Source organism: Protofrankia sp. CiP1_Cm_nod1 (genome assembly GCF_920888515.1).
Classification (GTDB): domain Bacteria; phylum Actinomycetota; class Actinomycetes; order Frankiales; family Frankiaceae; genus Protofrankia.
In genome coordinates this window covers 1-4,990 of record NZ_CAKKTM010000347.1, presented here as the reverse complement: position 1 = coordinate 4,990, position 4,990 = coordinate 1, and the positions used below count along the sequence as shown (strand labels likewise).

The following is a 4,990-nucleotide window of genomic DNA, read 5'->3' as shown; positions in this document are numbered from 1 at the left end:
CAGCAGCGGCGTTTCGCCGTGCCGATCCCGTGCTCCGTGCTGATGCTGCCACCGCTGTCGGCGACGAGCCTGAACACGGCGTCCTCGATCCGCCGGTCCTCGGCGTCCCCGGCGGCGTCCTCGCCCCGGCCGCCGCTACCGCCGCCGCTACCGCCGCTGGTGCCGGTGACGTTGACGTGCACGTTGCCTTCGGCGACGTGGCCGAACAGCCAGGTCCTCGCCTCGGGGGCGATCCCCGCGACGGTGGCCGGGACAGCCTCGACGAACGAGGGCAGGACGCCCAGCGGCAGGGTGACGTCCATCTTGACGGGCGTGCCGAAGGTGCTGATCGACTCGGTGTGCCGTTCCCGGTAGGCCCACAGTGCGCGGCAGCCGCGCGCGTCGCCCGCCAGGGACGCGTCCTGGACCCCGGGCAGGCTGGCGACGGCGTCCGCCAGCGTCTCCAGCACGGTGGCCCGCCCGCCCGTCCCGGCACCACCGAGGCCACCGAGGCCACCGAGGCGCCCGGGACCTCCGGCACCGCCGCCGGTGACGCCCCGGCCCGCGATGTTCCTGCCGGGGATGCCGCCGGCGGTGACGCCGCCTCCCGCGTAGACGCCGGTCTCGTCCGCGATCTCGACCAGCAGGTAGGCCGGGTGCTGGCCCCGCAGCGGCCGGGACAGGTGGCAGGCGCGGATCACCAGCTCCAGGCCGGGGGAGAGCATCAGCTCGGCGGCCGCGAGCGCGGGCAGGCCGTTGCGCAGCAGGGATGCCGCGGTCACGGCCTGCTCCACCGAGGCGAAGCCGAGCAGCCCGACCGCCCGCGCCCGGGTGGCCGGTACCAGCCGGACCCGCACCGCCGTGACCACGCCGAGCGTCCCTTCGCTGCCCGCGAGCAGGGACGGCAGGTGGTAGCCGGTGTTGTCCCTGGGCAGGCCGGTGAGGTGGGAGACGATGCTGCCGTCACCCAGGACGGCCTCCACGCCGAGCAGCTGGGCCCTGGTGTCCCCGTGGCGCAGGACGCGCAGGCCGCCGGCGTTCGTCGCGACGGTGCCGCCGACCGTGGCGCTGTCCCGGCTGGCGAGGTCCACGCCGTAGGCGAGGCCGGCGGCGGACGCCGCCCGGTGCAGGCTGCTGACCAGCACCCCCGCACCGGCGGTGGCCTGCGCGGCCGCCGTGTCGACGGACAGGGTGCCGGTGAGCCCGCGCAGGCTCAGCACGATCTCCCCACGGGTGGGGACCCCGCCGCCGACGAGCCCGGTGTTGCCGCCCTGGGGCACCAGCGGGGCCCCGTACCGGGCGCAGGTCTCGACGACCGCGGCCACGCCGGCGGTGTTCGTCGGGCGGACGACGGCGGCCGTCCGCCCGACGAAGCGCCCGGTCCAGTCTCCGACGTAGCCGGCGACGATGTCGGGGTCGGTCAGCACGCGCGTGTCGCCGATCGCATCACGCAGTGTTTCCAGTACGGGGTCTCGGGCCATGGCGCAGGCTCTTCCTCGTGATCTCTTCGTCGTAGCCGGCCCGGCGGCGGGACGGGCCGGTGGGCCGGTGGGCCGGTGGGTCGGTGAGTCGGTGAGTCGGTGAGTCGGTTACGGCAACACGTATCACCGTTGCGATGGTGTGCTGCTTCGCATATCCGGGCGACTCCGCAGGGTTGATTGTTGTTCGGTGTGTCCGGTGGTTCCGTGGGCCGATGCCCGACACGCCCGCGATGGTCGGTGTCGAAAGGGCCTCCGGCGTGGACTATTCGGGGGAAGGCGTGACGGCGTTCCGCGCCGGGGTGCGTTCGTCCCGGTGCTCCGGGGATTCGTCGGGGGCGAGAACGAAAGGACGTGCCGGGGATGGAGCCGGGGATGGTGCCGGGGAGGGTGTCGGGGTGAGTGGCATGACCGGTCTGATGACGAGCCCGCCCCGGCCCGGTGTTTCCCGGCCGGCCGCGGGCGGCGGTGACGGCGACCGGGTGCCGCTGCTGGCCCGGCCGCTGGCGTCCTACTACCTGTTGCTGTTCTCCGCCGGCCTGTTGTTGCTGCTCGGTCTGATCATGGTGCTTTCCGCCTCCAGTGTGCGTGCTTTCGAGGAGCTGGGCTCCCCGTACGCGGTGTTCGCCCGCCAGGCGACCTGGGTGGGTATCGGCCTGCCCCTGCTGGTGCTCGGCAGCCGGCTGCCGGTCCGGGTGTTCCGGCTGCTGGCCTATCCCACGATGGTCGTTTCCCTGCTGTTGCTGCTGGTCGTGCTGACGCCGCTCGGCAAGTCGCTCAACGGCGCCCAGCGGTGGATCGAGCTCGGGCCGTACACGCTGCAGCCCAGCGAGATCGCGAAACTCGCCCTCGTCCTGTGGGGCGCCGATCTGCTGGTACGCAAACGCAAGCTGCTGGGGGAGTGGAAGCACCTGCTGGTGCCGCTCGTCCCCGGCGCGCTGCTGATCTCTGTTCTGATCATGCTTGAGCCGGACATGGGCACGACGATCGTGGTGCTCACGGTCCTGCTCACCCTGCTGTGGGTGGTCGGGACGCCACTGCGGGTGTTCGCCGCGCTCAGTGGGGCGATCCTGGCGGTCGGGACCATCCTGGCCGTCCGGGAGCCGTACCGGCTGGAACGGCTGATGTCCTACCGCGACCCCTTCGCGGACGCCCACGACACCGGCTTCCAGGCCGTGCAGGGCCTGTACGCGCTGGCCTCCGGAGGCTGGTGGGGGGAGGGCCTCGGAGCCTCCCGGGAGAAGTGGCCGGGGCTGCTGCCCAACGCCCACACCGACTTCATCCTCGCCATCATCGGGGAGGAGCTGGGCCTGCTCGGCACGCTGGTCGTCGTCATGCTCTTCGCCGTGCTCGGGTTCGCCGGCATCCGGGTCGCCCACCGCAGCACCGACCCGTTCATCCAGCTCGCCGCCGCGGCGGCCACCGGCTGGATCATCGGCCAGGCGGTGGTCAACATGGGGGCGGTGGTGGGGCTGCTGCCGATCACCGGCATCCCGCTGCCGCTGGTGTCCTTCGGCGGCTCCGCGCTGGTCCCGACGATGCTCACGGTGGGCATGCTGCTGTCGTTCGCCCGCCACGAGCCGGCGGCCGCCGCGGCGATCAGCTCCCGGGCGGCGGCCCGCCGCGACGCCCGGGACCGCGCCGGCGCCGACCACTGGTGGCAGCGCCTCCACGTCCAGCCGGGGCCCGGCCAGCAGACGCACGGCGGCTACCGCGCGGACGTCCGGTATGAGGACGATCCGCGGGCCTCCGTCCGCTGGTGATCCGTCGGTCTGCCTTTGCGTGCCGGTCCACCCGCGACGGGCGGTGACGAAGCCGGAACCGTCCACGGATGGTGACCGGGTGGCCGTTGCCCGGCCGGGCGTGACACAGGCCGGAAGCCTTGACGCACGGACGGTCAGTGGGAAAAGTGGTTCACATGTCGGTCGGAACGCGCCTGGTCCGGCGTCGCTGTGTCGACTTCGCGCGCAGCGACAGCTGTCTGTGTCGATAGGTCCCGGCACATTCGTTCTTCCGATCTTCTTTCGTGACTGAGACGCTGGCCGCGATCGGCTGGTGACGGACCGTTTGCCCGCAGGCTTTCCTCCGGCCGTGAGGGTGGACGCCGTTCCCGCGGACGCCGCTGGCGGCGGTCACTGTCCCCGTTGACCGTCCGGAACCGGATCTTCTCTATCGCTCTATCGCCGTGAGAAGGGACAGCCCGGCCAAGGGCTGAAGGACGGTCATCAAAGGCGGTGTGCTGACTGTGTCGCGCCGCCGGCGGCCCGGCGGGAAAAGCGAGAAGGGGAAAAGGATGGTGGAGCACCGGTGATGACCCCGTGACGTCCCAGCACGTGGAGTCGTTAGGCACCGCGCCGTTGGGTACCGCGCCGTTGGACGCGGCGCCGTTGGATGTGGTGCCGTGGGACCTGCACGCCGACGTGGTCGTCGTCGGTGGCGGGCTGGCCGGCACGTGGGCTGCCCTGGCCGCCGCCCGTCAGGGTGGCACGGTCGTCCTGGCGGAGAAGGGCTACTGCGGTACGAGTGGTGTGACGGCGACCGCCGGGGTCGGCCACTGGTGGGTGCCGCCGCGGGAACAGGACCGCGCCGAGGCGTTACGGGAACGCCAGGCCAGGGCTTTCGGGCTGGGCGAGGAAAGCTGGATGCGCCGCGTTCTCGCCCAGACCTGGGAGCTGCTGCCCACCATCGGTGAGACGTTCCGCTTTCCCACCGACGACGACGGGGCCACCCAGTACCGGACGGTGCGCGGCCCGGAGTATCTGCGGGCCATGCGGCGGCTGGTCAGGCGCGCGGGCGTGCGCATCCTCGACCACAGCCCCGTGCTCGAGCTGCTCGTCCACGCCGATGGCTCGGTGGCGGGCGTCCACGGGGTGCGCCGGCAGCCCGGCGAGGGCCGTCAGCCCGGGGCGGACTATCGGGTCGCCGCCGGCGCGGTCGTGCTGGCGACCGGCGGCTGCGGTTTCGCCTCCCGGCTGCTCGGCTCGCAGAACAACACCGGGGACGGATATCTGATGGCGGTCGAGGCGGGGGCGGAGCTCTCCGGTATGGAGTTCTCCAACTATTACACGCTGTCGCCGGCGTGGTCGACGATGACCCGGTCGATGTCCTATCTGTTCGGTACCTATTTTGACGCCGACGGCCAGGAAATCCCCCTGGGCGGGCCGTTGCACACCGAAACCCTGGCCCGGGCGATGCTGGCCGGCCCGGTGTACACCCGGCTCGACCGCACCCCGCAACACATCCAGCGGCAGATGCCGAGGGTGCAGCCCAATTTCATGCTTCCCTTCGACCGGAAGGGGATCAACCCGTACACCGACCTGTTCGAGGTCACCCTGCGTTGCGAGGGGACGATCCGCGGTACCGGTGGCCTGCGGATCGTCGACGACGACTGCGCGACCACGGTGCCGGGGCTGTTCGCCGCCGGTGACGCGGCCACCCGGGAGCTGGTGGCGGGCGCCACCTCCGGGGGCGGCGCCCAGAACTCCGCGTGGGCGTTGTCGTCGGGCACCTGGGCGGGCCGGGCGGCCGTCGCC

General features: G+C 72.3%; 3 protein-coding genes. 2 read left to right on the top strand and 1 reads right to left on the bottom strand.

All coding sequences use genetic code 11. The features are described 5' to 3' along the window. The coding region (locus NBX02_RS15555) for an FAD-binding oxidoreductase (RefSeq protein WP_250291940.1) at nucleotides 1-1,460 on the bottom strand (1,460 nt) is incomplete at its 3' end. Nucleotides 1,461-1,864: 404 nt separating this feature from the next. Between NBX02_RS15555 and ftsW the strand changes: the two genes are divergently transcribed. Together ftsW and NBX02_RS15545 are read left to right on the top strand one after the other, a co-directional pair. Beyond that, the gene (gene ftsW, locus NBX02_RS15550; protein ID WP_250285169.1) at nucleotides 1,865-3,220 is read left to right on the top strand and encodes a putative lipid II flippase FtsW; all 1,356 of its coding nucleotides are present in this window, start codon (nucleotides 1,865-1,867) and stop codon (nucleotides 3,218-3,220) included. Between the two features lie 633 nt (nucleotides 3,221-3,853). After that, a partial coding sequence (locus NBX02_RS15545; protein WP_445548458.1) for an FAD-dependent oxidoreductase occupies nucleotides 3,854-4,990 on the top strand: 1,137 nt, incomplete at its 3' end.